The organism is Enterobacter cloacae complex sp. 372C4 (assembly GCF_050030615.1).
Lineage (GTDB): Bacteria > Pseudomonadota > Gammaproteobacteria > Enterobacterales > Enterobacteriaceae > Enterobacter > Enterobacter intestinihominis.
The window spans coordinates 983,605-1,008,228 of sequence record NZ_JBLGUQ010000001.1 but is presented as its reverse complement, the minus strand read 5'-3'; the positions used below and the strand labels follow the sequence as shown (position 1 = coordinate 1,008,228).

Annotated in this window: 25 protein-coding genes and 1 other RNA gene; 15 read left to right on the top strand and 11 right to left on the bottom strand. The window is 57.2% G+C overall.

Annotated elements, in window-relative coordinates:
• Positions 1-196: 196 nt before the first annotated feature.
• Together serA and ACQG11_RS04790 are read left to right on the top strand one after the other, a co-directional pair.
• On the top strand, positions 197-1,429 hold the full coding sequence (gene serA, locus ACQG11_RS04795; protein WP_022649321.1) for a phosphoglycerate dehydrogenase: 1,233 nt from the start codon (positions 197-199) through the stop codon (positions 1,427-1,429).
• Positions 1,430-1,443: 14 nt separating this feature from the next.
• Positions 1,444-1,650, top strand: coding sequence for a hypothetical protein (locus tag ACQG11_RS04790; RefSeq protein ID WP_426728210.1), 207 nt, complete (start codon positions 1,444-1,446; stop codon positions 1,648-1,650).
• A gap of 34 nt (positions 1,651-1,684) precedes the next feature.
• Here ACQG11_RS04790 and ACQG11_RS04785 read toward each other — a convergent pair whose 3' ends face one another.
• The 3 genes from ACQG11_RS04785 to zapA all read right to left on the bottom strand — a co-directional run bounded on the left by ACQG11_RS04785 (position 1,685) and on the right by zapA (position 2,860).
• On the bottom strand, positions 1,685-2,281 hold the full coding sequence (locus ACQG11_RS04785; RefSeq protein WP_193129796.1) for a 5-formyltetrahydrofolate cyclo-ligase: 597 nt from the start codon (positions 2,279-2,281) through the stop codon (positions 1,685-1,687).
• Between the two features lie 24 nt (positions 2,282-2,305).
• A non-coding RNA gene (ssrS, locus tag ACQG11_RS04780) (6S RNA) lies at positions 2,306-2,489 on the bottom strand.
• 41 nt (positions 2,490-2,530) lie between these two features.
• Complete coding sequence (zapA, locus tag ACQG11_RS04775; protein ID WP_003860096.1) at positions 2,531-2,860, bottom strand: cell division protein ZapA; 330 nt, start codon at positions 2,858-2,860, stop codon at positions 2,531-2,533.
• Between the two features lie 167 nt (positions 2,861-3,027).
• Here zapA and ACQG11_RS04770 point away from each other — a divergent pair, with 167 nt between their 5' ends.
• The 8 genes from ACQG11_RS04770 (at position 3,028) to ACQG11_RS04735 (ending at position 13,061) form a co-directional block, all read left to right on the top strand.
• Complete coding sequence (locus tag ACQG11_RS04770; RefSeq protein ID WP_074142809.1) at positions 3,028-3,606, top strand: YecA family protein; 579 nt, start codon at positions 3,028-3,030, stop codon at positions 3,604-3,606.
• Positions 3,607-3,637: 31 nt separating this feature from the next.
• Positions 3,638-4,951, top strand: coding sequence for a Xaa-Pro aminopeptidase (gene pepP, locus ACQG11_RS04765; RefSeq protein ID WP_154849503.1), 1,314 nt, complete (start codon positions 3,638-3,640; stop codon positions 4,949-4,951).
• Positions 4,948-6,126 carry a 2-octaprenyl-6-methoxyphenyl hydroxylase gene (gene ubiH, locus ACQG11_RS04760; protein WP_250116196.1) on the top strand — a complete coding sequence of 393 codons (1,179 nt, stop codon included), beginning with the start codon at positions 4,948-4,950 and terminating at the stop codon, positions 6,124-6,126. The genes pepP and ubiH overlap by 4 nt, the downstream gene beginning before the upstream one ends.
• Positions 6,127-6,138: 12 nt before the next feature.
• Complete coding sequence (ubiI, locus tag ACQG11_RS04755) at positions 6,139-7,341, top strand: FAD-dependent 2-octaprenylphenol hydroxylase (RefSeq protein ID WP_022649317.1); 1,203 nt, start codon at positions 6,139-6,141, stop codon at positions 7,339-7,341.
• 397 nt (positions 7,342-7,738) lie between these two features.
• On the top strand, positions 7,739-8,833 hold the full coding sequence (gcvT, locus tag ACQG11_RS04750; RefSeq protein WP_023298548.1) for a glycine cleavage system aminomethyltransferase GcvT: 1,095 nt from the start codon (positions 7,739-7,741) through the stop codon (positions 8,831-8,833).
• Positions 8,834-8,856: 23 nt separating this feature from the next.
• Positions 8,857-9,246 (top strand): glycine cleavage system protein GcvH, encoded by a 390-nt coding sequence (gcvH, locus tag ACQG11_RS04745; RefSeq protein ID WP_058646291.1) that lies wholly within the window; start codon positions 8,857-8,859, stop codon positions 9,244-9,246.
• A gap of 127 nt (positions 9,247-9,373) precedes the next feature.
• Positions 9,374-12,247 carry an aminomethyl-transferring glycine dehydrogenase gene (gene gcvP / locus ACQG11_RS04740; RefSeq protein ID WP_323633712.1) on the top strand — a complete coding sequence of 958 codons (2,874 nt, stop codon included), beginning with the start codon at positions 9,374-9,376 and terminating at the stop codon, positions 12,245-12,247.
• A 70-nt stretch (positions 12,248-12,317) separates the two neighbouring features.
• On the top strand, positions 12,318-13,061 hold the full coding sequence (locus ACQG11_RS04735) for an SDR family oxidoreductase (protein ID WP_023306889.1): 744 nt from the start codon (positions 12,318-12,320) through the stop codon (positions 13,059-13,061).
• 2 nt (positions 13,062-13,063) lie between these two features.
• On the opposite strand, the gene ACQG11_RS04730 is transcribed toward ACQG11_RS04735, so the two are convergent.
• The 6 genes from ACQG11_RS04730 to ACQG11_RS04705 form a co-directional block, all read right to left on the bottom strand.
• Complete coding sequence (locus tag ACQG11_RS04730; protein WP_032626112.1) at positions 13,064-13,564, bottom strand: protein disulfide oxidoreductase; 501 nt, start codon at positions 13,562-13,564, stop codon at positions 13,064-13,066.
• Positions 13,554-14,156 carry a DsbA family protein gene (locus tag ACQG11_RS04725; protein ID WP_023298545.1) on the bottom strand — a complete coding sequence of 201 codons (603 nt, stop codon included), beginning with the start codon at positions 14,154-14,156 and terminating at the stop codon, positions 13,554-13,556. The genes ACQG11_RS04730 and ACQG11_RS04725 overlap by 11 nt, the downstream gene beginning before the upstream one ends.
• A 1-nt stretch (position 14,157) precedes the next feature.
• Positions 14,158-16,167 carry a protein-disulfide reductase DsbD family protein gene (locus tag ACQG11_RS04720; protein WP_271075404.1) on the bottom strand — a complete coding sequence of 670 codons (2,010 nt, stop codon included), beginning with the start codon at positions 16,165-16,167 and terminating at the stop codon, positions 14,158-14,160.
• A gap of 48 nt (positions 16,168-16,215) precedes the next feature.
• Positions 16,216-16,575 carry a hypothetical protein gene (locus ACQG11_RS04715; protein WP_022649310.1) on the bottom strand — a complete coding sequence of 120 codons (360 nt, stop codon included), beginning with the start codon at positions 16,573-16,575 and terminating at the stop codon, positions 16,216-16,218.
• Between the two features lie 124 nt (positions 16,576-16,699).
• Complete coding sequence (gene bglA, locus ACQG11_RS04710) at positions 16,700-18,133, bottom strand: 6-phospho-beta-glucosidase BglA (protein WP_022649309.1); 1,434 nt, start codon at positions 18,131-18,133, stop codon at positions 16,700-16,702.
• A gap of 116 nt (positions 18,134-18,249) precedes the next feature.
• Positions 18,250-18,981, bottom strand: coding sequence for a MurR/RpiR family transcriptional regulator (locus ACQG11_RS04705; RefSeq protein ID WP_022649308.1), 732 nt, complete (start codon positions 18,979-18,981; stop codon positions 18,250-18,252).
• Positions 18,982-19,247: 266 nt separating this feature from the next.
• On the opposite strand from ACQG11_RS04705, the gene trhA reads away from it, so the two are divergent.
• Positions 19,248-19,907, top strand: a complete 660-nt coding sequence (trhA, locus tag ACQG11_RS04700; protein ID WP_022649307.1) for a PAQR family membrane homeostasis protein TrhA — start codon at positions 19,248-19,250, stop codon at positions 19,905-19,907.
• Between the two features lie 521 nt (positions 19,908-20,428).
• Here trhA and ygfZ read toward each other — a convergent pair.
• Entirely contained in the window at positions 20,429-21,409 is a 981-nt protein-coding gene (gene ygfZ / locus ACQG11_RS04695; RefSeq protein WP_426728209.1) for a tRNA-modifying protein YgfZ, read from the bottom strand.
• Between the two features lie 294 nt (positions 21,410-21,703).
• Between ygfZ and sdhE the strand changes: the two genes are divergently transcribed.
• Together sdhE and ACQG11_RS04685 are read left to right on the top strand one after the other, a co-directional pair.
• Positions 21,704-21,970, top strand: coding sequence for an FAD assembly factor SdhE (gene sdhE / locus ACQG11_RS04690; protein ID WP_003863437.1), 267 nt, complete (start codon positions 21,704-21,706; stop codon positions 21,968-21,970).
• Positions 21,951-22,361 carry a protein YgfX gene (locus ACQG11_RS04685; protein ID WP_022649305.1) on the top strand — a complete coding sequence of 137 codons (411 nt, stop codon included), beginning with the start codon at positions 21,951-21,953 and terminating at the stop codon, positions 22,359-22,361. The genes sdhE and ACQG11_RS04685 overlap by 20 nt, the downstream gene beginning before the upstream one ends.
• Before the next feature lies 1 nt (position 22,362).
• On the opposite strand, the gene fldB is transcribed toward ACQG11_RS04685, so the two are convergent.
• A complete protein-coding gene (gene fldB / locus ACQG11_RS04680) occupies positions 22,363-22,884 on the bottom strand; it encodes a flavodoxin FldB (protein WP_015571793.1) in 522 nt (173 codons plus the stop codon).
• Positions 22,885-22,985: 101 nt separating this feature from the next.
• On the opposite strand from fldB, the gene xerD reads away from it, so the two are divergent.
• Entirely contained in the window at positions 22,986-23,882 is an 897-nt protein-coding gene (gene xerD / locus ACQG11_RS04675; RefSeq protein WP_192970467.1) for a site-specific tyrosine recombinase XerD, read from the top strand.
• A 28-nt stretch (positions 23,883-23,910) separates the two neighbouring features.
• Complete coding sequence (dsbC, locus tag ACQG11_RS04670) at positions 23,911-24,624, top strand: bifunctional protein-disulfide isomerase/oxidoreductase DsbC (RefSeq protein WP_023306885.1); 714 nt, start codon at positions 23,911-23,913, stop codon at positions 24,622-24,624.

The window sequence follows — 24,624 nt, the reverse complement described above, 5'->3', positions numbered from 1 at the left end:
TTTCCGCCTCTTTTGCCGATCCTGCCGCGTTTGTAAATTTCCATAGCATTTTCCTCTGTCATTTTGCTCTGTATGACTTTTCTTCAGAGTGCCGACGCAAACGTTCATATTGCTGCAATAGTTTTTTTTGATATGTTGGCTGCACGGGATTTATATCCAGCACAACATCAGTTCAGATAAAAACAGGGTCGGGTAAATGGCAAAGGTATCACTGGAGAAAGACAAGATTAAATTCCTGCTGGTTGAAGGCGTGCACCAGAAAGCGCTCGATAGCCTTCGCGCTGCAGGTTACACCAACATCGAATTTCACAAAGGCGCGCTGGATACTGAAGAGCTGAAAGCGTCCATCCGTGATGCCCATTTCATTGGCCTGCGATCCCGTACCCAACTAACTGAAGACGTTATTGCTGCGGCGGAAAAGCTGGTGGCGATTGGCTGTTTCTGTATCGGTACCAACCAGGTTGATCTGAATGCTGCCGCAAAACGCGGTATCCCGGTCTTTAACGCCCCGTTCTCCAACACCCGTTCCGTGGCGGAGCTGGTGATTGGCGAGCTGCTGCTACTCCTTCGCGGTATTCCGGAAGCTAACGCCAAAGCGCACCGCGGCGTGTGGAATAAACTGGCCGCGGGCTCCTACGAAGCGCGTGGTAAAAAACTCGGGATTATTGGTTACGGCCACATCGGTACGCAGCTCGGTATTCTGGCGGAATCCCTTGGCATGCACGTGTTTTTCTACGATATCGAAAACAAACTGCCGCTGGGTAACGCGACGCAGGTGCAGCATCTTTCTGACCTGCTGAACATGAGCGACGTGGTCAGCCTGCACGTGCCGGAAAATGCGTCCACCAAAAACATGATGGGAGCGGAAGAGCTGGCGCTGATGAAGCCGGGCTCACTGCTGATCAACGCCGCGCGCGGTACAGTGGTCGATATTCCTGCCCTGTGCGATGCGCTGAAGCGTAAGCATCTGGCGGGTGCGGCGATTGACGTGTTCCCGACGGAACCGGCCACCAACAGCGATCCGTTCACCTCTCCGCTGTGCGAGTTCGACAACGTGATCCTGACGCCGCACATCGGCGGTTCTACTCAGGAAGCGCAGGAGAATATCGGCCTGGAAGTGGCGGGCAAGCTGAGCAAATATTCCGACAACGGTTCAACGCTCTCTGCGGTGAACTTCCCGGAAGTGTCTCTGCCGCTACACGGCGGGCGTCGTCTGCTGCACATTCACGAAAACCGTCCGGGCGTGCTGACTGCTATCAACCAGATCTTTGCCGAACAGGGCGTCAACATTGCCGCGCAGTATCTGCAAACGAACGCGCAGATGGGTTATGTGGTGATTGATATTGAAGCGGATGAAGACATTGCCGAGAAAGCATTGCAGAGCATGAAGGCCATTCCGGGGACGATTCGCGCGCGTCTGCTGTACTGATAGTGCGGTCTGTGGTGTCGGGTGGCGCTTACGCTTACCCGACCTACAGCGGTCGTGCGGTCTGCGTGTCGGGTGGCGCTTACGCTTACCCGACCTACAATGTTCGTGCGGTCTGTGTGTCGGGTGGCGCTTACGCTTACCCGACCTACAATGTTCGTGCGGTCTGTGTGTCGGGTGGCGCTTACGCTTACCCGACCTACAATGTTCGAGGATTTATGTAGGCCGGGTAAGGCGTAGCCGCCACCCGGCTTTGTTCTACCAGGTCCAGGTTTTACTGGGCGTCACCACCGCCGGTAACGGCACATCCCATTTCTCCACGGGTAATGCCTCCACGCCCTGACAATCATGCGCATAGCCCACCGGCTGCAATCCGTACTGCTGCCAGTTTTGTAGCGTTCTGTCGTAAAAACCACCGCCCATTCCCAGGCGCTGTCCCTGCTCGTCAAACGCCACCAGCGGCGTAATCAGCACATCCAGTTCAGATAGCGGCAGCACATCGCGCACGTCGAGTTTGGGTTCGGTGATTTTCAGACGATTCAACACCAGCTCGCTGTGCGGATGGTAGTGCAGAAACAGCAGATTGCCCCGGCTAAAGGGATGCAGCACCGGCAGATAAACTTTTTTCCCGGCGCGCCAGAGCTGGTCGATAAGTGGTTGGGTATCCAGCTCACCATCAAACGAAAGAAACAAGGCGACGGTGTTTGCCATCACCACAGGCGGATAGGCCATCATACGGGCGGCGGCCTGCTGGGCAAACTGTGCCTGTTGTTCGGCGCTTAAGGCACGACGACGCTGGCGAATGAGCTGACGGATATCCTGGCGTGAAGCAGAAACTTCAGGGAATTGAGTCATGGTTGTTGGTAGAAGAAGAGAGAGGGAATCTCCGAGATGCCGCCGCAGGCTGTAACCCTTGAACCCTTGGTTCAAGGTGAATGTGTCGTCATAGTTTTAAGGCTTCTCGGACGGACCGAGCATGCTCACCAACCATGGAGCGCCACATTCTTGTGGTATGAAATATCGGCTCAGGGGACTGGCCCGCTTGCAAACATCTCAGAGAAATTTTGTCTTCACAGTTACTCTACCATAGTCAACTGAGAAGTGTTATTCAAACTTTGGTCCCGGTCTTTCAGGACTGCGACCTTGATCAAGCAATGCCTGTTCAATGGTCTGCTGGAGCATTTTAATGCGCTGCTCCATGCTTGCCGCGTAATCGCGGGTCTTCGCTTTTTCCTGAGTCAGTTCATAGCTGATGTTCAACGCGGCGATGAAAACCAGCTGCTCAGTATTTGTGACTCTAGTGCGTTCTTTTAGATCTTGCAACCGCTGATTCAAATCGTCCGCAGCCTGATTCAAAGCATCCCTTTGTTCAGGCGGACAATTCACTCGCAGTGAACGGCCAAAAATCTGGAGATCGACGGGTTGTGCAGACATGCCACCTTCCTGCTGATTGACTGCGCTGCCTTCGCTTACTGCCCTGGGGGCTGCGAAGGGGCGACACTATAGCTACCCTGATGTGAAGATACAAGCCCTTTTCTGGTATCACCAGGGTCCAAAGTGGTAGCATATCATGAATATCCTCCCTTTGATGACGAATGCGTATGTCTATACAGAACGAAATGCCTGGTTACAAGGATTTAAACCAGTTACTGAACCAGCAGGGAGTCGGTCTAACCCCTGCCGAAATGCACGGTCTGATCAGCGGCATACTGTGCGGCGGAAACAGCGACAGCTCATGGCTGCCGCTGATCCACGACCTCACCAACGAAGGGCTGGCATTTGGCCACGAACTGGCGGAAGCGCTGCGTAAAATGCACGCCACAACCAGCGATTCCCTGGAAGACGATGGCTTTCTTTTTCAGCTTTATCTGCCTGAAGGCGACGATGTCAGCGTCTTCGATCGCGCTGATGCGCTCGCGGGTTGGGTAAACCACTATCTGCTTGGCCTGGGCGTAACCCAGCCTAAACTGGATAAAGTGACCGGCGAAGCGGGTGAAGCGATCGACGATCTGCGTAACATCGCCCAGCTCGGCTACGATGAAGACGAAGACCAGGAAGAGCTGGAGATGTCTCTCGAAGAGATCATCGAGTACGTGCGCGTGGCGTCTCTGCTGTGCCACGACAACTTTACGCGCTCGCAGCCGACCGCGCCGGAAGTTCGCAAGCCAACATTACACTAAGAAAAATAACGCACAGGAGGGTGTCATGGTTATCTCCAGTCAAGAGTATTCTCGCCGTCGTCAGGCGCTGCTGGCAAAAATGCAGCCGGGAAGCGCTGCCCTGATTTTCGCCGCGCCGGAAGTGACGCGCAGCGCCGACAGCGAATACCCCTATCGCCAGAGCAGTGATTTCTGGTACTTCACCGGGTTTAACGAGCCGGAAGCGGTACTGGTGCTGATTAAAAGCAATGACACCCACAACCACAGCGTGATTTTCAACCGCGTGCGCGATCTGACTGCGGAAATCTGGTTTGGCCGCCGCTTAGGTCAGGAGGCGGCGCCGGAAAAACTGGGCGTGGACCGCGCGCTGGCCTACAGCGAAATCAACCAGCAGCTCTATCAACTGCTCAACGGCCTGGACGTGCTGTACCACGCGCAGGGTGAATACGCGTATGCGGATGAGATTGTTTTCACTGCGCTGGATAAGCTGCGTAAAGGCTCACGTCAGAATTTGTCTGCACCCGCAACCCTGACAGACTGGCGACCGGTGGTGCATGAGATGCGCCTGTTTAAGTCTGAAGAAGAGCTGAATGTGATGCGCCGCGCGGGCGAAATCAGCGCCCTGGCGCATACCCGCGCCATGGAAAAGTGCCGTCCCGGTATGTTCGAGTACCAGCTTGAAGGGGAAATTCACCATGAATTTAACCGTCACGGCGCGCGCTTCCCGTCCTATAACACCATCGTAGGCGGCGGGGAAAACGGCTGCATTCTGCACTACACCGAAAACGAAAGTGAACTGCGCGACGGCGATCTGGTGCTGATTGACGCCGGCTGTGAATATCAGGGTTACGCGGGCGACATCACCCGTACCTTCCCGGTGAACGGTAAATTCACCCCAGCGCAGCGTGAAATCTATGACATCGTGCTTGAGTCTCTGGAGACCGCGCTGACGCTGTTCCGCCCTGGCACCTCCATCCAGGAGGTTACGGGCGAGGTGGTGCGCATCATGATTACCGGGCTGGTGAAGCTCGGCATTCTGAAAGGCGATGTGGACACCCTTATAACCGAAAACGCCCATCGTCCGTACTTTATGCACGGCCTGAGCCACTGGCTGGGGCTGGATGTGCATGACGTGGGGGTATACGGTCCGGAACGTTCGCGCGTGCTGGAGCCTGGCATGGTGCTGACCGTTGAGCCGGGGCTGTACATCGCGCCGGATGCCGACGTGCCGGAACAGTACCGCGGGATCGGCATTCGTATTGAAGATGACATCGTCATCACAGAAACCGGTAACGAAAACCTGACCGCGACCGTGGTGAAAAAAGCCGATGACATCGAGGCGCTGATGGCGGCGGCACGCGGATGAGCGTAATCATCGTTGGCGGAGGCATGACCGGCGCTACTCTGGCGCTGGCTATTTCGCGGTTAACCCAGGGCCAGCTTCCAGTGCATCTGGTTGAGGCGGTCGCGCCGCAGGCGGCCGATCATCCCGGTTTCGACGCCCGCGCTATCGCGCTGGCGCAGGGAACCTGTCAGCAGCTTGCGCGTATTGGGATCTGGCAGGCGATAGCGGATTGCGCGACGGCGATCGGCACCGTTCACGTCAGCGATCGCGGGCATGCCGGGTTTGTGACGCTGGATGCCCACGATTACCGGATCGGGGCGCTGGGGCAGGTTGTCGAGCTGCATGACGTAGGGCTGCGGCTGTTCCGTCTTTTACAGGACGCGCCTGGCGTCACGCTGCACTGTCCGGCGCGCGTCGCCAGCTTTAACCGCCGTGACGAAGCCGTCAGCGTGACGCTGGACAACGGCACCACGCTGGAGGGGGAACTGCTGGTGGCGGCGGATGGTTCACGCTCCGCGATCGCCACGCAGTGCGGCGTCGAATTGCGCTCTGAACCCTATGGGCAGGTGGCGGTCATCGCTAACGTCTCTACGGCTGGCGCGCATAACGGCAGGGCATTTGAGCGCTTCACTGAGCACGGCCCGCTGGCCATGCTGCCGATGTCGAACGGGCGCTGCTCGCTGGTGTGGTGCCATGCGCAGGACCGGGCCGATGAGGTTCTCTCCTGGTCCGACGAACGTTTTAGTTCCGAGCTGCAAAAAGCCTTCGGCTGGCGGCTTGGGCGTATCACCCAGGCCGGAAAACGCGTGGCCTATCCGCTCGCGCTGACGACCGCATCGCAGACTGTCTCCCATCGCGTCGCCCTGGTCGGCAACGCCGCGCAGACGCTGCACCCCATCGCCGGGCAAGGCTTTAACCTTGGCCTGCGTGACGTGATGAGCCTGGCTGAGCTACTGGCGCAGACGTGGAGCGAACAACAGGATTGTGGCGCATACTCAGTGCTGAGCCATTACCAGAAACGACGTCAGGCGGACAAAGCGGCGACCATTGGCGTTACCGACGGTTTAGTCCACCTGTTTGCCAATCGCTGGGCACCGCTGGTTGCGGGTCGCAACCTTGGGCTGATGGCGATGGAACTGTTCATTCCGGCACGTGACGTGCTGGCGCAGCGGACCCTGGGTTGGGTCGCGCGTTAAGGAGTAATCACCGTGCAAAATGTTGATGTCGCCATTGTCGGCGGCGGAATGGTAGGACTGGCGCTGGCCTGTGGTTTACAGGGCAGCGGCCTGCGCGTGGCGGTGCTTGAGCAAAACGCGCCGCAGCCCGTGGCGCAGGATGCACCGCCGGAGCTGCGCGTCTCGGCGATCAATGCCGCCAGCGAAAAGCTACTGACGCACCTTGGCGTCTGGTCTGAAATCGTGGCGCTGCGTGCCAGCTGTTACCATGGCATGGAAGTGTGGGATAAAGACAGCTTCGGCCATATCGCGTTTGACGATGAAAGCATGGGCTACAGCCACCTTGGGCACATCGTTGAAAACGCGGTGATCCACCACGCGCTGTGGCAAAAAGCGCAGCAGTGCAGCGACGTCACGCTGATCGCACCGGCGAAACTTCAGCAGGTGGCGTGGGGCGAAAACGACGCGTTTATCACTCTTGAAAGCGGCGACATGCTGACCGCGCGGCTGGTAGTGGGTGCCGACGGCGCCAATTCCTGGCTGCGTAACAAAGCGGATATTCCGCTGACCTTCTGGGATTACCGTCATCACGCCCTGGTTGCGACAATCCGCACCGAAGAGCCGCATGGCGGCGTGGCGCGCCAGATTTTCCACAATGATGGCATTCTGGCCTTCCTGCCGCTTGCCGATCCGCATCTCTGCTCCATCGTCTGGTCTTTAGAGCCGGAGAAAGCGCAGCAGATGCAGGAGGCGACGCCGGACGCCTTTAATCAGGCGCTATGCGTGGCGTTTGATAACCGTCTGGGCCTGTGCACGCTTGAAAGCGAACGCCAGGCGTTTCCGTTAACCGGTCGCTACGCGCGTCAGTTTGCGGCGCACCGTCTGGCGTTGGTGGGGGATGCGGCGCATACGATTCATCCGCTGGCCGGGCAGGGGGTGAACCTCGGCTTTATGGACGCGGCCGAGCTGGTTGAAGAGCTGCGTCGTCTGCATCGGGAAGGTAAAGATATTGGTCAGCATCTGTATCTGCGTCGCTACGAGCGCAGCCGCAAACACAGTGCGGCGATGATGCTGGCGGGTATGCAGGGCTTCCGCGAGCTATTTGCCGGAGCGAACCCGGCGAAAAAACTGCTGCGCGATATCGGCCTCAAACTGGCCGACACCCTTCCCGGCGTCAAACCGCAGCTTCTTCGTCAGGCAATGGGCCTTAACGATCTTCCCGACTGGTTACGTTAATCTCGATCCCCGTCACACTTTATTTTCCCGGCCTTCGCGCCGGGGAAATCTCCTCGTTTGAAATAATCTAATTTCACGTCATTTTTCGCATTAGAAAATCTAATCTTACTATTTTTATGTTACGGAAATTCGGCCCGTTTTTCCGCACGAAATATCACCATCTGCTAAATCCTGTTAGCTCGATGTTAATTTTATGCGGGTTTAATCGCATTTTACCAGTGAATAACTCTGTAGGCTTTTCAGCGAATTTTGGTCATAAGCTAATGTGATGACCCGTTTTACCTTATGGTTAACCGCCGGTTTCGGTGGTAAGTTCAGGTAAAAGAGAACGTTTGCGTCGGCCCCCGATCGCGAGGTCGACACCGGGTTTCACGGTGAATTTTTCAACGAGGAAAAGATGGCTCAACAGACTCCTTTGTACGAACAGCACGTGTTATGCGGCGCCCGCATGGTGGACTTCCACGGCTGGATGATGCCGCTGCACTACGGCTCGCAGATTGATGAGCACCACGCGGTGCGCACCGATGCCGGTATGTTCGACGTGTCTCATATGACGATTGTCGACCTGCGCGGAAGCCGCACCCGGGAGTTTTTGCGTTATCTGCTGGCAAACGACGTCGCCAAACTAAAAACGCCGGGCAAAGCGCTCTATACCGGCATGCTCAATGCCTCTGGCGGCGTGATTGACGACCTCATCGTCTACTACTTCACCGAAGATTTCTTCCGCCTCGTTGTAAACTCCGCCACCCGCGAAAAAGACCTCTCCTGGATTTCCCAACACGCTGAACCTTACGCCATCGACATCACCGTTCGTGACGATCTGTCGCTGATTGCGGTGCAGGGGCCAAACGCCCAGGCGAAATCCGCGTCTCTGTTCAGCGACGAGCAGCGCAAAGCAACCGAAGGCATGAAGCCGTTCTTCGGCGTGCAGGCGGGGGATCTGTTTATCGCCACCACCGGCTACACCGGTGAAGCGGGCTACGAAATTGCAATGCCAAACGAAAAGGCCGCCGATTTCTGGCGTGCGCTGGTGGAGGCGGGTGTGAAGCCTGCGGGCCTGGGCGCGCGCGATACACTGCGTCTGGAAGCGGGGATGAACCTCTACGGTCAGGAGATGGACGAAGGCGTCTCACCGCTGGCGGCCAACATGGGCTGGACCATCGCGTGGGAACCGGCTGACCGTGATTTTATTGGCCGTGAAGCGCTGGAGATGCAGCGCGAGAAGGGCACTGAACAGCTGGTTGGCCTGGTGATGAAAGAAAAAGGCGTTCTGCGCGGCGAGCTGCCGGTGCGCTTCACCGATGCCGATGGCAATCATCGCGAAGGCGTGATCACCAGCGGAACGTTCTCCCCGACGCTCGGCTACAGTATTGCACTGGCACGCGTGCCAGCGGGGATTGGCGAAACGGCGGTGGTGCAGATCCGCAACCGCGAAATGCCGGTCAACGTGACCAAACCGATTTTTGTTCGCGCCGGTAAGCCGGTCGCCTAACTATTTTTATCAGGAGAACTTCAATGAGCAATGTGCCAGCAGAACTGAAATACAGCAAAGAACACGAGTGGCTGCGCAAAGAGGCGGACGGCACTTACACCGTTGGGATCACCGAGCACGCGCAGGAACTGCTGGGCGACATGGTGTTTGTTGACCTGCCGGAAGTGGGCGCAACCGTGAGCGCAGGCGACGACTGTGCGGTGGCGGAATCCGTTAAAGCGGCCTCTGACATCTACGCTCCGGTGAGCGGTGAAATTGTTGCCGTGAACGACGCGCTGAGCGACTCCCCGGAGCTGGTGAACAGCGAGCCTTATGAAAGCGGCTGGATCTTTAAGATCAAAGCCAGCGACGAAGCGCAGGTTGCCGCGCTGCTGGATGCGACCGCGTACGAAGCACTACTGGAAGACGAATAACGTTGTGCCGGATGGCGCTGCGCTTATCCGGCCTACAGATCTACGTAGGCCCGGTAAGCGTTAGCGCCACCGGGCAACAGCGTTACAGATAATTACGATTCACTGCACGTTTCAGGAACCATCGCTCATGACACAGACTTTAAGCCAGCTTGAAAACCGTGGCGCCTTCATTGAACGTCACATTGGGCCGGATGCTCAGCAACAGCAGGAGATGCTGAAGACAGTTGGCGCGGATTCATTAAACGCACTGATCGGCCAGATCGTGCCAAAAGACATCCAGCTTGCCACACCGCCGCAGGTAGGCGAGTCCACGACGGAGTTCGCCGCGCTGGCGGAGCTGAAGGCCATCGCCGGCCTTAACAAGCGCTATAAGTCTTACATCGGCATGGGCTACACCAACGTGCAATTACCGCCGGTGATCCTGCGTAATATGCTGGAAAATCCGGGCTGGTACACCGCTTACACCCCGTATCAGCCAGAAGTCTCCCAGGGCCGTCTGGAAGCGCTGCTGAACTTCCAGCAGGTGACGCTGGATCTGACCGGTATGGATATCGCCTCTGCCTCGCTGCTGGATGAAGCCACTGCCGCCGCTGAAGCGATGGCGATGGCGAAGCGCGTGAGCAAGCTGAAAAACGCCAACCGCTTCTTCGTCGCGGCGGACGTGCATCCCCAGACGCTGGACGTGGTGCGCACCCGTGCGGAAACCTTCGGCTTTGAGGTGATTGTCGACGACGCTGACAAAGTGCTGGATCACCAGGACGTCTTCGGCGTGCTGTTACAGCAGGTGGGCACCACCGGGGAAGTGCATGATTACAGCGCGCTGATCGCCGAGCTCAAATCCCGTAAGGTTATTGTTAGCGTCGCCGCTGATTTTATGGCGCTGGTGCTGCTGACGGCGCCAGGTAAACAGGGCGCGGATATTGTCTTCGGCTCAGCGCAACGCTTCGGCGTGCCGATGGGCTACGGCGGTCCGCACGCGGCGTTCTTTGGCGCGAAAGATGAATTTAAACGTTCCATGCCAGGCCGTATTATCGGCGTATCGAAAGATGCCGCCGGTAACACCGCGCTGCGCATGGCGATGCAGACCCGCGAGCAGCATATCCGCCGCGAGAAAGCGAACTCCAACATCTGTACCTCGCAGGTGCTGCTGGCTAACATTGCCAGCTTATACGCGGTGTTCCACGGTCCGGCAGGTCTGAAACGCATTGCCAGCCGCATCCACCGTCTGGCCGATATCCTGGCCTGCGGTCTGCAACAGAAAGGTCTCAGGCTGCGTCATGAGCACTACTTCGACACCCTGTGCGTCGAGGTGGCAGACAAAGCGGCCGTGCTGGCGCGCGCCGAGGCAGCACAAATCAACCTGCGCAGCGACATTCACAATTCGGTCGGCATTACGCTGGACGAAAGCACCACCCGTGACGATATCCTGACCCTGTTCAACGTATTGCTGGGTGACGCACAGGGTCTGGACGTTGATACGCTCGACAAAGAGGTTGCGCTCGACAGCCGCGCCATTCAGGAAAGCATGCTGCGCGACGACGCGATCCTGACTCACCCGGTGTTCAACCGCTATCACAGCGAAACCGAGATGATGCGTTACATGCACTCTCTGGAACGTAAAGATCTGGCGCTGAACCAGGCGATGATCCCGCTGGGCTCCTGCACCATGAAGCTGAACGCCGCGGCTGAGATGATCCCAATCACCTGGCCTGAATTCTCCGAGCTGCACCCGTTCTGCCCGGCTGAGCAGGCGGAAGGTTATCACATGATGATCAACCAGCTCTCCGACTGGCTGGTGAAGCTGACCGGGTACGACGCGCTCTGCATGCAGCCGAACTCCGGTGCGCAGGGTGAATACGCCGGTCTGCTGGCGATCCGTCACTATCACGAAAGCCGCAACGAAGGCCACCGCGATATCTGTCTGATCCCAAGCTCTGCCCACGGTACCAACCCGGCTTCTGCCCAGATGGCAGGAATGGAAGTGGTGGTTGTGGCGTGCGACAAAAACGGCAACATCGATCTGGCCGACCTGCGCGCGAAAGCCGAGCAGGCAGGCGACAAACTCTCCTGCATCATGGTGACCTACCCGTCCACCCACGGCGTGTACGAAGAAACGATCCGTGAAGTATGTGAAGTGGTGCATCAGTTCGGCGGCCAGGTTTACCTCGACGGCGCGAACATGAACGCCCAGGTGGGCATTACCTCTCCGGGCTTTATTGGCGCGGACGTGTCGCACCTCAACCTGCATAAAACGTTCTGCATTCCGCACGGCGGCGGCGGCCCGGGCATGGGCCCAATCGGCGTCAAAGCGCACCTGGCACCGTTTGTGCCAGGCCATAGCGTGGTGCAGATTGAAGGCATGCTGACCCGTCAGGGCGCGGTCTCCGCGGCACCGTTCGGCAGCGCCTCTATCCTGCCAATCAGCTGGATGTACATCCGCATGATGGGCGCGGAAGGGCTCAAGCAGGCCAGCCAGGTGGCGATCCTCAACGCCAACTACATCGCAACGCGTCTGAAAGACGCCTATCCGGTGCTCTACACCGGCCGCGATGGTCGCGTGGCGCACGAATGCATCCTCGATATTCGTCCTCTGAAAGAAGAGACGGGCATCAGCGAGCTGGATATTGCCAAGCGTCTGATCGACTACGGCTTCCACGCGCCAACCATGTCCTTCCCGGTTGCAGGAACGCTGATGGTTGAGCCGACCGAGTCTGAAAGCAAGGTGGAGCTGGATCGCTTTATCGACGCGATGCTGGCGATCCGCAGCGAAATCGACCGCGTGAAAGGCGGGGAATGGACGCTGGAAGATAACCCGCTGGTCAACGCGCCGCATACCCAGAACGAACTGGTGGCAGAGTGGAACCACGGTTATACCCGCGAGCTGGCTGTCTTCCCGGCAGGTGTAGCAAACAAATACTGGCCAACCGTGAAACGTCTTGATGATGTTTACGGCGACCGTAACCTGTTCTGCTCCTGCGTGCCGATGAGCGAATACCAGTAACGTTGTTCCTGTAGTAACGTAGGCCGGGTAAGGCGAAGCCGCCACCCGGCTTTTTTATTGGGAGAAAAGAATGGCAATTGCATTGGTCACCGGCGCCAGCCGGGGTATTGGTAAAGCCACCGCGCTACAGCTGGCAAGCGAAGGCTACACCGTTGCGGTGAATTTTCATCACAACATCAAAGCCGCGACAGAGGTCATTAATCAGATCGTGGACGCGGGCGGTAAGGCCTTTGCCGTGCGCGCGGATATCAGCGATGAATCGCAGGTGATGGCGATGTTCGACAGCATCGATCGCGAAGGTGAGCCGCTCGCCGCGCTGGTGAACAACGCCGGGATTTTGTTTGAACAATCCTCCATCGAAAACCTCTCCGCTGAACGTATTAACCGCGTGCTGTCCACCAACGTCACTGGCTATTTTCTCTGCTGCCGTGAGGCGGTGAAGCGCATGTCGCATAAACACGGCGGCAAGGGCGGCGCGATTGTGAATGTCTCCTCGGCGGCCTCACGACTGGGCGCACCGGGGGAGTATGTGGATTATGCTGCCTCCAAAGGGGCCGTGGATTCCCTGACAACCGGCCTCGCGCTGGAGGTGGCGGCGCAGGGCATTCGCGTTAACTGCGTGCGGCCAGGCCTGATTTATACCGATATTCACGCCTCCGGCGGCGAGCCGGGGCGTGTGGATCGGGTGAAGTCGATGTTACCGATGCAGCGTGGCGGTCAGCCGGAGGAGGTCGCCCAGGCCATTACCTGGCTGCTGAGCGACAAAGCCTCCTATGTCACCGGTAGCTTCCTGGAGCTGGCTGGCGGGAAGTAACGCTACGACGCCAGCCACAGCCGCAGGCGCATTCCCCAGCCGCTGGTCCAGCCGGTGGTGATCGACTTCACTTCACCGTGAGAGATCACCACAAGCGTTGGCGTCACCTGAACGTCCCACTGACGCGCCAGTTCTCCGCTGGCGTCGTTGACCGTGGGCATCATCGCCTTCTTCTTTCTCATCCATGTTTCGAGCGTCGCGTTATCGCCCGAGCGCAGCGCAACCGACATCACGTTACCCCCGTCCGCGGCAATCGCCGCCACCGACGGCGTGGTGTAGCGGCAGACGCCGCACCATGTCGCCCAGACGTAGACCAGCAGCGGTCGCTCCTTACTCATGGCGATAAGATCGACGGGCTGACCGTCGAGGGTGTGCAGTGCCGTCGCGGAGAAATTCTGCGGCAGCGCGGGCTGGCGGAAATAGTCCACCGCCAGGCTCACGGCTACGCCAATCAGCAGCCACACGGCCAGCTCGCGCAGCAGGCGAGGAAGCTTACTTGCCACGGGCGTTTGCCAGCTGTTCTTTGACCAGCCCCTCCAGATCGTCATACGGGATTGCGCCCGCCACCATCTGGTCACCGATGATGGTCGCCGGGGTGCCCTGAATATTCAGCACCTGCGCCAGGATCAGGTTCATCTTTACGCTGTCCATAGTTTTATCATCGGTTTTAATGCTGTCCGTCCCGGTCTTCACCTGCGCGGCGGCGATGCTGGCGTCATCGTGATAGCCCTTTTTCATCATCAGCCGCTGGTGTAGTGCCCAGAATTGATCCGGCGCCTGCTGCCACGTTGAGAGCGCCGCTTTCGCGGCATTTACCGAGCTTTGTCCCTTGAACGGCAGCAGTTTGATGATGAGCTGCACGTCGGGATTATCGTGCACGATTTTCTCCAGCATTGGGTCGAACTGCTTGCAATACGGGCAGTTGTAGTCCGTGAAGGAGACGATGGTGAGCTTCGGCGATGTCGCGCCGGTTCGCGGGCTGTTGGGGTCGTTAAACAGCAGTTTTGCCAGCTGGTCGTTGGAAGCGTCATCTGACGGTGCGGCGAAACCGAACGTTGATAACGACAGCAGAAGTAAGGCAACGAAGGTTCTCATGTTATTTTCCTTTTGCATCGGACAGGGTGCTCAGCACCGCTTCGCGGCTTAACAACGCAGGCAGCACGTGGCCCTGCGGTAATCCCGGTCCGTAGATCTGGTTAAACGGCACGGCGGCGCTGCCGCGCGTGGTTAAAAACTGACTGATGGTATCTGAGGGACGACTCCAGTCGCCGCGCAGGGCGACAACGTCCGGGGCGGAGAGCGCGACCTGCACGTCGTCGCGCAGCAGTACGTTGTATTTATTGGCTTTACAGGTCACGCACCAGTCGGCGGTCACGTCGACGAACACCCGTTTGTTCTCCGCCAGCGCGCGGACAATGGCCTGCTCGCTGAGCGGCTGCCAGTGAATACGATCGCGGCGGGAGCCCTCGCCGCCGGAGCCGGAAACAAACGCGACTACCCCGGCCACCAGTACAGCTAATACCCCGGCGCGCAGTGCCGTTTGCCAGCGGTAGCGCCAGGCGGTGACCAGCAGCAGCGCAAGGATCAGTAGCACGCCCAGCGTAATGACCGGCAGGCTGCCAATGTGCACCGTCAGCAGGCTCAGCAGCCACAGCGATGAGCCGAGCATCATCATCCCCAGCACTACGCGTACAACGTTCATCCAGCGCCCCGGACGCGGCAACCGCTGGGCCAGCCCCGGCCAGGCCGCCACCAGCAGCCACGGCAGGCTCATGCCGATACCCATCGCCAGGAAGATCCCCCACAGCAGGGGAAGCGGCGCCGCCAGCGCGACCGAGACCGCCGTCCCCAGGAACGGCGCGGTGCAGGGTGTCGCCAGCAGCGTGGCAAACGCGCCTTGCCAGAAATGACCCGCAAGCCCGTTGCCGCCGCGCGTGGCGAGGAAGGTGCTGGCGCCGGAAGGGAGACGGATTTCAAACAACCCCAGCAGGCTGGCGCTGAAAAGCACCATCACCAGCGCCATCGCACCAATAAACCACGGGTTCTGGAACTGGATCCCCCAGCCGAGCGCCTGATTGCCTAAACGTAATACCGTCATCATCAGCGCCAGTGCGAGGAACGAGATCACGATCCCGGCTACCGATGCAAGAAACTGTCGGCGTACCTGACCCCGCGCCTGCCGTTCGGTTTGCATCAGCGTGCCCAGCTTCATGGCCAGCACGGGCAGTACGCAGGGCATGACGTTAAGGATCAGACCGCCAGCAAGCGCCATCAGCAGCACCCAGCCTAACGGGAGCGTCGGCGCGGCGTTCCCCGGCTGAATGCTCAGGCTGGACTCCTGCGCCTGCCCGCTATCGGCCAGAACCAGCGACAGGGTTTTGCCGCTGAGGTTGGGCGCGGCCTCGCCCCAGCTGTCCGTCACGGGCACGGTGGCGACCAGCGAATCACCGCGCATGGTGAGGGCCGGTTTGCCGAAATCAACATCATCCATACCGTCGATAAACAGCGACGGCGCCTGCCAGCCTGCGTCACGCTGCGCCGTTACGGTCAGCTTGCCGGGGGCATAGGTGGCGTTAAGCGTTGAGGTCAACCCGCCGCTGAGCGGAAGGGTGCCCATGGCCCGACTGAAATCGTAATCAAAACCGGCACCTGCGGATGCGGTCATGTTCAGTGAAAACGGGTAGTCGGTAAGAATACAGACGTTGCTACAGGTGGAGAGCGTCAGCACGCCGCTCAGGATCGTCGGGACGTCGCCCCGCAGAGTGAGGGGAAAGCTGACATCGCCGTGATAGCCCTGCGTGGTGATGCCCGCGACGTCGAAACGCTGCGGCACAGGCCAGCGCCAGATCGCCTCGACGGGCTGATGCCATTTAATCGCGGGTGCGACGCCGCCTTCGCCCGGCGAGCGCCAGTAGGTTTTCCAGCCTTTTTGCAGGGCGACGTCCAGCAGCAGGCGGGTTTCGCCAGTGCTTTCAGGTTGCGCACGCAGCCTGACGCTGGCGTGCTGATTATCGGCGGCGCGCAACCAGCCGCTGTCGGCAGCCTGGCTGAGGGGCAGCCATAGCCAAAGCAGGCAGACCAGCAGTCGCCTGAATACAGTAAACATAAATTTTCTCCGTAAATGATGAATTAACCTGAAGTAACAGGCGAAGGCTCATTCACGGAAGACGCATAATCGCAGATGCACCCTTAACCGGGGCGGGGAGATAACGCGGGGAGGCCACTGCCGTTCGCGGCGCGGTGGACTGGCTGCCAGCAACGCAAGCAGCAGGGTGACGGCAATCAGGGCGCCTTCAAACAAAACAGGCGGGACCGACATCAGCGACTTGGCGCTTAGCTCACACGGGGTTACCGGTGCGTCGGCACTCTCCTGCCCCTGCTGGACAGACTGGCTCGTGGCGGTGACGTTCATGACAAGCGCGTGCATCCCGGCCATCCGCTGGGCGGTACATATCAGCACCACCAGACAGGCCAGGGCTACAAGCAGGATAGCGTTGCGTTGTCGCTTAATCATGTTCGCCTCAAATATTCAGGATGCCTATATTATCGGGCGAACATATTTTGGCAACGCAAAAGCTGTAAAGAAGTGTCTGGAAGATAAGCAGTTTGCCCTCTCCGCTTGCAGAGAGGGCAAGCCATTACAGCGTTTCGCCGTTGCTGGCAATGACGGTTTTATACCACTCAAAGCTCTTCTTACGGGAGCGGGACATGTCACCGGTGCCGTCGTCGTGCTTGTTGACGTAGATAAAGCCGTAGCGCTTGCTGTACTGGCCGGTGGTGAAGGAGACGCAGTCGATGCAGCCCCACGGAGTGTAGCCCATCAGATCCACGCCGTCCCAGGTCACCGCCTTCATCATCTCTTCCACATGGGCGCGCAGGTAGTCGATGCGGTAGTCATCGTTGATGCTGCCGTCCTCTTCCACCTTGTCGTAGGCGCCGAAACCATTTTCCACGATAAACAGTGGCTTCTGGTAGCGCTCGTACAGTTCACACAGCGAATAACGCAGGCCCACAGGGTCAATCTGCCAGCCCCAGTCGGACGCCTTGACGTGTGGGTTCGGCACGCTGCCCTCGAAGCCGGAAATGGCGTCACCGGTGCCGCCTTCCGCTTTGACCGCGTTGGTCATGTAGTAGCTGAAACCTAAGTAATCGCAGGTGCCTTCACGCAGGATCTGCTCGTCGCCTGCTTCCATTTTGATGGAGAAGCCACGGCGTTCCCACTCGTTCAGCACGTAAGACGGGTAGTAGCCGCGCAGCTGTACGTCGGTAAAGACGTAGCGCTCGCGCATGGATTCCTGAGCAAACATGACATCTTCTGGCTTGCAGGAGTACGGATAGAGCGCCACCATCGCCAGCATGCAGCCGACTTTCATCTCCGGGTTAATGCGGCGGGCGGCTTTCACCGCCAGTGCGCTGGCCACGAACTGGTGGTGCAGCACCTGGTACATGGTCTCTTCCGGGTTGTCGTGCTCGGTATAGACCACGCCAGAGCAGCAGTAGCCGAACAGCGGCGCACGCCAGTTGCGCTGGTTGTTGATTTCGTTGAAGGTCATCCAGTATTTGACCTTATTTTTGTAGCGCTCAAATACCACTTCCGAGAAGCGTACAAAGAAATCGACTACTTTACGGTTGGTCCATCCGCCGTATTCCTGAACGAGGTGCAGCGGCATTTCAAAGTGGGAGAGGGTGATCACCGGCTCGATGTTGTACTTCAACAGTTCATCGAACATGTCGTCGTAAAACTTCAGCCCCTCTTCGTTTGGCTGAGTTTCGTCGCCTTTCGGGAAGATGCGCGTCCAGGCGATAGAGGTACGGAAACATTTGAAGCCCATCTCGGCAAACAGCTTGATGTCTTCTTTGTAATGGCCGTAAAAGTCGACGGCTTCGTGGTTCGGGTAATATTTGCCTTCAATCACTTCCTGCGTGATTTCACGCGGAACGCCGTGTGCGCCGCCGGTGAGCACGTCGCAAATGCTTGGCCCTTTGCCGCCTTTGTTCCAGCCGCCTTCAACCTGGTGCGCCGCCACCGCGCCGCCCCATAAAAAATCTTTCGGTAAAGTGAGTTTTTTCATCTTTGCTATTCTCAATTCAGGACTTATTGATTTCGAGTCTAGCAAAGCGGAAATAAATGTCACGATATAACATTTTGCGGGAATTGTAATTTGTCACATCAAAAAAACAGGATGTTTTATTCTGTTAATTTCTTCGCCAGTTTCCGGCCTAATGATTCAAGAATATAGATGACGGGAATTTGGGTGGTTATATCGTAAACGCCGCCTATGCGCGTTTGGGGGACATGCCAGGAGAGATTAAAGTCCGCCAGTTTCGCGAGACGAGAATGTTCGTGGCTGGTGACAGAGAGCACCTTGCAGCGATGCAGGCTGAACTGGCTGGCGAAGCGCAGGATTTCCTCGGTTTCTCCGGAGACGGAAAGTACAATGGCCAGTGCATTTTTAGCCATATCGTTAGTGACCGGGAAATAAGGATCGTCGATATGGTTGCTGAATTTCCCGATATTTGAAAAGAAACGTGCACCATATTTTGCCAGCGATCCGGACGTGCCTGCGCCAACAAAAATAATTCGTTCAGATGATAAAATAATATCGACGGCTTTATCTAATAACGCATCGAACTCTTCGTTATTTACGCTTTTAAAGAAGCTGATAATTTCACTGGCACCAAAATTCGCCTGCTGGGGCTCGTTCTGCTCCAGATAGAGTTTAAAGCGCACCCGAAATTCCGAGTAGCCTTCGCAGTTGAGCTTTCGGCAGAAGCGCAGGATAGTAGTGGTAGAGACTCCCGCCGCATCCGCCAGCTCGCGGATGGTCATGTACATCACTTTGTCACGGTTCTTAATGACATAGTTGTAGACCATCATTTCCAGATTGTTGAGGCTGGCAATGGCGGAATGGCTGAACATACTCACAATGGGCAAACTCGCTGTCGGACACTATCCCTGAAGCATACCATGATGACGAAGGGTGAGAGACGGATTTATCTCCTTGATTACTCAGGTGTTAATGAAATCATTTACACCTGTGCGGTGGATTTATTTTGCATTATACTGATTTGTAAGGATAAATCTTGATTATGGATTTATTTTAGCTAACAGGTGTTCACTGGAATCATTCTCAGTTAGCATAGACTGGCGATGAATAATCATCTTTTGTTTTCCCGGAGTTAAGTATGGTGAGCAGACCATTAATCGCACAGGGATATTCGCTGGCTGAGGAAGTAGCCAACAGTATAAGCCATGGCATTGGCCTGGTGTTTGGGATTGTCGGCTTAGTATTGCTGTTGGTGCAGGCGGTAGATACCAACGCCAGCGCGATGGCCATTACCAGCTACAGCCTGTATGGCGGGAGTATGATCCTGCTTTTCCTTGCCTCAACGCTGTATCACGCTATTCCGCATCAACGGGCGAAGATATGGCTCAAGAAATTTGACCACTGCGCAATCTATCTTCTCATTGCAGGCACTTACACGCCATTTTTGCTGGTGGGGCTCAACTCACCGCTGTCGCGTGGCCTGATGATTGTGATCTGGAGCCTGGCGCTGCTGGGGATCCTGTTCAAGCTGACCATCGCGCACCGGTTCAAAGTGTTGTCGCTGGTCACCTATCTGACAATGGGCTGGCTGTCGCTGATTGTGGTGTATCAGTTAGCCATTAAGCTGGCGGTGGGGGGCGTGACGCTTCTGGCGGTGGGCGGAGTGATCTACTCGCTGGGCGTGATTTTCTACGTCTGCAAGCGTATCCCGTACAACCATGCCATCTGGCACGGCTTTGTGCTGGGCGGCAGCGTGTGCCACTTTCTGGCAATTTATCTGTATGTTGGTCAGGTGTAGTTTTTTTGTAAGGTGCGGTCTGATGCCCTCACCCCGACCCTCTCCCACAGGGCTGAGGGTTCCCCAGTAATTTTTTATGCAGAAGCAATAAAGTTGCTTTCTAAATGACTGAGGGCTGTCAGCGATGCCCTGGTCCGGCTGTAAATCGCTGAGGCGTTTCCTGCAGGCCGGGGCGAGGCGCAGGGATGCGCCGAGAGGGCGGCTTTACAGGGACGTTGCCTCCGCCCGTACCCGATAAGCCGGAAGGAATAAGCCGAGGGCACCGCGAAGCGGCGATTTACCGCCGGGAGCCCGGGTCGCCAGGGTGGTGGCGACTGAGCCACCCTGGCACGTTCACCGGTCATGTCGTTACAGAGTAGCAAGGAACATAAAGTGAACGGAATGACCACCACCGCCGTATGTTCCCCTCACCCTAACCCTCTCCCCGGAGGGGCGAGGGGATTGCTCAGTGCTCGCATTAATTTGTGGGGAACCCTCAGCCCACAGGGAGAGGGAGAATATCAACACCGGGCGATACAGCATCAATCTTCCAGTGAATACGGCAGCGGCTCAATGCTGAGCGTGTTTGCATCGTCCCGCACGCGGAACACGCTGTCGGGCTCCATATCATTATTCATGACAACCTGCACCAGCACGCGGCCATCATCGAGCTGGACGGCGGCTAACACGGTGCCGGTACGGCGCCAGTTTTCGCCCATCTTCATCTCGAGATCTTCACCCGCTTCCGGCACACGGCTGGCGTGACCAGCCAGCGTCCACAGGGCGCGTTTGTTCGCGCCGCGGAATTTCGCACGCGCCACCATTTCCTGTCCGGTGTAGCAGCCCTTCTTAAAGCTGATACCACCCAGCGCCTGGATGTTTGTCGCCTGCGGGATAAACTGCGCGCTGTTTGCCGCGTCAATAACTGGCAGGCCCGCTTCGATGTTCAGCGCCAGCCACTGCTGGCTGTTGTTGAGCTGTGCTTCACCGCGCAGGGCGTCAGTGACGCGTTCCGCCGTTGCTTCGTCGGTTACCAGCAGGAAGCGCTCCGCAGGGTGTTCGAACCACAGAATGGAGGTTTCTCCCTCGCTGATCAGCTGTTTTCCGGCATCCGGTAGCTCGGCAAACAGGTTTTTCAGCGCTGCACGCGCCTGGAAACCCGCGACCCCCAGCAGAACGTGTTCATCGTCCGGGGCGATGGTGACTTTAGAAAAGACCGCGTATTTTTTCAGCTCTTTAAGCTGGGCGTCACGCAGGCTGCGACGCTCAATCAAGGCGAATCCGTCCTGACGGCGGAACAGACGCAGGTTGCTCCACATTTTGCCTTTTGGATCGCAATGCGCGGCCAACAGATGCTGGTGCTCAGTCAACTGCGCCACGTCCGCCGTGACCTGGCCTTGCAGGTATTTTTCGCTGTCCGCACCGGTCAGTGTCGCCAGTGCCCAGTCATCAAGAGTAATCAGCGTCAGCGGCAGACGCGCAGAGGCGGCGGGCTGGCGAGGAGAAAATGGTGTAAATGCCATAGTGATGTCCTGAATTGCTTAACGCTTTGATAATACCTAATGGTAAAAGAGACTGTATTCAATGCAAGCGCTTTCAGCAGGCCATTCGTGCCATTACGCGGTTATGCGTGGCGCTACGCAAAATAGTGTAATCCGCTGTCTTTATAAGGATTATTCAGGAAGCTTGCTCGAGGTTCGCAATATTCCAGTAAAGAAACGGTCAAAAACACGTTACACTAGCAGGTGTTCCCGAAGAGCAATAATGAATACCGAACGGGATACCGACTGTGCCAAACGTAATGCAGGAAACAGAACATGGATATTAACAACAAGGCCCGTATTCACTGGGCGTGCCGTCGCGGCATGCGTGAACTTGATATCTCCATCATGCCTTTCTTCGAGTATGAGTACGACAGCTTAAGCGATGACGATAAGCGCCTGTTTGTCCGTCTGCTTGAGTCCGACGATCCGGATTTATTCAACTGGCTGATGAATCACGGCAAGCCCGCCGACACCGAGTTGCAACGGATGGTGCAATTAATTCAAACACGGAATCAGGAACGTGGTCCTGTGGCAATCTGATCTTCGCGTCTCGTGGCGCTCACAGTGGATGTCCTTACTGCTCCACGGTCTGGTCGCGGCAATGGTGTTATTGGTGCCGTGGCCGCTAAGCTATACCCCTCTGTGGCTGCTTTTGCTGTCGTTTGTAGTGTTTGACAGCGTGCGCAGCCAGCGTCGAATCAACGCCCGTCAGGGTGAAATTAAGCTGCTGATGGATTCTCGCCTGCGCTGGCAGGGAAAAGAGTGGGAAATGATAGGGACGCCGTGGATGCTCAACACCGGGATGATGCTACGGCTGCGTCGGGTCGAGGACAATCGTCGCCAGCACCTGTGGCTGGCAGCAGACAGTATGGATCCTGCGGAGTGGCGAGATCTGCGCCGGTTGATCGTGCAACAGCCGACGCAGGAGTAAATCAGCTGAACTGCTCGGCCATCTCACCCAGAATCTGCTCGCACCAGCTCTGGAGGCGCTCGTCGCTAAGATCGTACTGGTTGGTTTCATCCAGCGCGAGCCCGACAAACAGCTGACCGTCGGCAATAATCGGTTTTTGACTGGTGAACTCATAGCCTTCCGTAGGCCAGTAGCCGATAAAGGTCGCGCCCTTTGGCGCCAGTTTGTCGTGCAGCATGCCGAGTGCGTCAAGGAACCACTCCCCGTAGCCCAACTGGTCGCCCATGCCGTACATCGCAATGATTTTGCCTTCAAAATTGACTGAATCGAGCTGATCCCAGATGGCTTCCCAGTCTTCCTGAATCTCACCAAAGTCCCAGGTAGGGATACCCAGAATCAGCACATCGTACTGCTCCATCAAGGCAACCGCGTCATCTTTCAGGTTATGCAACGTCACCAGTTCCGGGCCAATAATGTCGCGAATTTTCTCCGCCGCCATTTCGGTGTAGCAGGTGCTGGAACCATAGAACAGACCAATATTCATCGCGTAACTATCTCAATTCTTGCTATGACTTTGCGCGTAGTGTACCAGAAACCGATGGCAATCAGGCATAATGGCCAGATTGCAGAACCATAGGGGTTGATGTGGAAAAGGATCTCGCACTCATCGAACAGTTTCTCGACGCGCTGTGGCTGGAGAAAAACCTCGCTGAAAATACGCTTAGCGCCTATCGTCGGGATCTCACTTTGCTGGTCGAGTGGCTGGCGCACCGGGGGCTGACGCTTGAAAGCGCACAAAGTGATGACCTGCAAGGGTTACTGGCTGAGCGGATGGAAGGGGGGTACAAAGCCACCAGCTCCGCACGTCTGCTGAGCGCCATGCGCCGCCTGTTCCAGCACCTTTACCGCGAGAAGAGCCGCGCGGATGATCCCAGCGCACTGCTGGCATCGCCTAAACTGCCTCAGCGGCTGCCAAAAGATCTCAGCGAAGCGCAAGTTGAGAGATTATTACAGTCGCCCGCAGTTGACCTTCCGCTGGAGTTACGCGATAAAGCCATGCTTGAACTATTGTATGCCACGGGCTTGCGCGTTTCTGAGCTGGTGGGCCTGACGATGAGCGATATCAGCCTGCGTCAGGGCGTGGTGCGCGTTATCGGTAAAGGGAACAAAGAACGGCTGGTGCCGCTGGGTGAAGAGGCGGTCTACTGGCTGGAGACGTATCTGGAACACGGGCGTCCGTGGCTGCTGAACGGCGTCTCCATAGATGTATTATTCCCGAGCCAGCGCGCGCAGCAGATGACGCGACAAACGTTCTGGCATCGCATTAAACATTACGCCACACTGGCGGGTATTGACAGTGAGAAGCTGTCGCCGCACGTTTTGCGTCACGCCTTCGCGACGCATCTGTTAAACCACGGCGCGGATTTACGCGTGGTGCAGATGTTGCTTGGACACAGCGATCTTTCAACGACGCAAATATATACCCATGTCGCGACGGAACGCCTGCGGCAGCTACACCAACAGCACCACCCTCGCGCGTGAGTGCCGACGAATTGTTACAGGATCATATATGAAAAAGTCTTTAGCGCTGTTCACCCTGCTGGCAGCTTCGGTTTCCGGTTTTGCCCATGCGGATGATGCCGCCATTAAACAGTCTCTGACGAAACTCGGCGTCGCCAGCAGCGAGATCCAGCCAGCGCCGGTGGCTGGTATGAAAACGGTGCTGACCAACAGCGGCGTGCTGTACGTGACCGAAGACGGAAAGCACATCATTCAGGGGCCAATGTACGACGTGAGCGGTGGGCAGCCGGTGAACGTCACCAACCAGCTACTGATGAAAAACCTGAATGCGCTCGAAAAAGAGATGATTGTCTACAAAGCGGCGCAGGAAAAGCACGTCATTACCGTCTTCACCGACATCACCTGCGGCTACTGCCACAAGCTGCATGAAGAGATGAAAGACTACAACGCGCTGGGCATTACCGTGCGTTACCTGGCCTTCCCACGCGCTGGCGTGCAGAGTCAGCCTGAGCAGGATATGAAAGCGATCTGGTGTGCGAAAGACCGCAACAAGGCCTTTGATGACGCGATGAACGGTAAAGGCGTGAAGCCCGCCTCCTGCGATATCGACATCGCTAACCACTACGCGCTGGGCGTACAGTTTGGCGTGAGCGGTACGCCAGCCATTGTGCTGAGCAACGGCTATGTGGTGCCGGGCTACCAGGGGCCAAAAGAGATGAAAGCGTTCCTCGACGAACACCAGAAACAGACGGGTGGTAAATAA